Source organism: Campylobacter sp. BCW_6461 (genome assembly GCF_001762735.1).
In the GTDB taxonomy this organism is placed as follows: Bacteria; Campylobacterota; Campylobacteria; order Campylobacterales; family Campylobacteraceae; genus Campylobacter_D; species Campylobacter_D jejuni.
Window position 1 is genome coordinate 1 of sequence record NZ_MJXJ01000016.1, and the last position, 2,387, is coordinate 2,387.

At 33.9% G+C, this 2,387-nt stretch carries 1 protein-coding gene and 1 pseudogene; both read left to right on the forward strand.

What is annotated here, in order from left to right; translation table 11 throughout:
* Positions 1-816: pseudogene (locus AJ882_RS03000) on the forward strand (motility associated factor glycosyltransferase family protein); the annotation flags it as partial.
* Positions 817-912: 96 nt separating this feature from the next.
* A partial coding sequence (locus AJ882_RS03005) for a flagellin (protein ID WP_070279665.1) occupies positions 913-2,387 on the forward strand: 1,475 nt, incomplete at its 3' end.

Below are 2,387 nucleotides of genomic sequence, written 5' to 3' on the forward strand. Positions count from 1 at the left end.
CTTAATGACTTTGGTTATATTGATACGGGTACTCATGTAAGTCATTTTTCTTATACTTTAGCTTTAGCTTTAGGATTTAAAAATATTATTATGATAGGGCAAGATTTAGCTTTTGATGAAGAAGGAAATTCTCATTCAAAAGGATTTAGTTATGGCGAGCAATTTAGCGGAGAAAAAACTGTGCCTACCTTAAAAACCCAAGCTTATGGAGGCAAAGGTGAAGTTTTAACTCATATCACATGGAATGATTATCGTATAAAATTAGAATATCTTTTTGCTTGCAATGATCAAAAGGCTAAATTTTACAATGCCACTGAAGGTGGAGCAAGGATTAATTTCACTGAAGAACTTTCCTTTAAAGAATGTTGTGAAAAACTCCTTACAAAAGAAAAACCCAAATTTGAACTTCCAAAAAGTTTAACTAAAAATAGAAGTGATAAACTACTAGCTAAATTCAAAGAAAAAATACAAAAAGATCAAGAAAATGCCAAAAGATTTTTAGACGATGCCTTAGCTTTAAAACAAATTTTAGAAAATATACTCAGTAAAGATTTTCTTTTGCCTTTAGAATTTTTAGAAAAAGTCTATCAAAACATAGAAAATTTCAATCACTCTTTAGATGAAGATGAGTTTATACAGGATGAAGTTTTAAGAGGAGCTTTTGCTTATCGTGGAAAAATGATTGCTGATGTATTAAAACTTCATATACAAGATAAAACGCATTTCATCACAGCCTATATCAAAGCTTATCATGAATGGTTGTTTTATTTTATAGAAAAACTAGAGCAAAAATACAAGTCTTTGTCAAAAGTATGAAATTTTGACACCAAAGTATAAAATATTTTTTTGATTGCACGATATAGCATTTAACAAGTTCATGGATGAGCTTGAAATTTTTTAAAAGGATTTAAAATGGGATTTCGTATTAACACCAATGTTGCAGCTTTAAATGCTAAAGCAAACGCTGATTTAAATAGTAAAAGTTTGGATGCTTCTTTAAGCAGACTTAGTTCAGGTCTTAGAATCAACTCCGCAGCAGATGATGCTTCAGGGATGGCGATAGCAGATAGTTTAAGATCTCAAGCTAATACTTTAGGTCAAGCTATATCTAATGGTAACGATGCTTTAGGTATCTTACAAACTGCTGATAAGGCTATGGATGAGCAACTTAAAATCTTAGATACAATCAAAACTAAGGCAACTCAAGCGGCTCAAGATGGACAAAGTTTAAAAACAAGAACTATGCTTCAAGCAGATATCAACCGTTTAATGGAAGAACTTGACAATATCGCAAATACTACTTCATTTAACGGTAAACAACTTTTAAGTGGAAATTTTATCAATCAAGAATTTCAAATCGGTGCGAGTTCAAATCAAACTGTAAAAGCTACTATAGGAGCAACCCAATCTTCTAAGATAGGTTTAACACGCTTTGAAACAGGAGGAAGAATTACATCTGGTGGTGAAGTACAATTTACTCTTAAAAATTACAATGGTATAGATGATTTTCAGTTTCAAAAAGTTGTGATTTCAACTTCAGTTGGGACAGGACTTGGAGCCTTAGCAGAAGAGATCAATAAAAGTGCTGATAAAACAGGTGTTAGAGCTACTTTTACGGTAGAAACTAGAGGTATGGCTGCAGTTAGAGCCGGAACTACTTCAAATGACTTTGCTATCAATGGAGTAACTATAGGTCAAGTAGCCTATGAAGATGGTGATGGAAACGGTGCTTTGGTCGCTGCAATCAATTCGGTTAAAGATACTACCGGAGTTGAAGCTTCAATCGATGCTAATGGACAACTTTTGCTTACTTCAAGAGAAGGTAGAGGGATTAAAATCGATGGTAATATAGGCGGGGGTGCTTTTATCAATGCCAATATGAAAGAAAACTATGGTCGCTTGTCTTTAGTTAAAAACGATGGTAAGGATATTTTAGTAAGTGGTACAGGTCTTTCTTTTGCAGGTTTTGGAGCAAACAGTTTTATTTCTCAAGCTTCTATTTCTTTAAGAGAATCAAAAGGGCAGCTCGATGCTAATATCGCTGATGCTATGGGATTTGGTTCTGTAAATAAAGGTGTTGTGATAGGTGGTTTTTCTACTGTTAGCGCTTATATGAGTAGCGAAGGAAGTGGATTTTCAGCAGGTTCAGGTTATTCTATAGGTAGTGGTAAGGATTATTCTGCTACACTTACTGGTAATGCAACATTTATATCAACTGCATCTGCAGCTTCTAGGGTATATAATGTTTCTTCTGGTTCTGGTTTTTCAACTGGATCAAATTTATCACAATTTGCAACCATGAAAACTTCAGTTCTTGGAGTAAAAGATGAAACCGCAGGTGTTACTACACTTAAGGGTGCTATGGCAGTGATGGACATAGCTGAAAC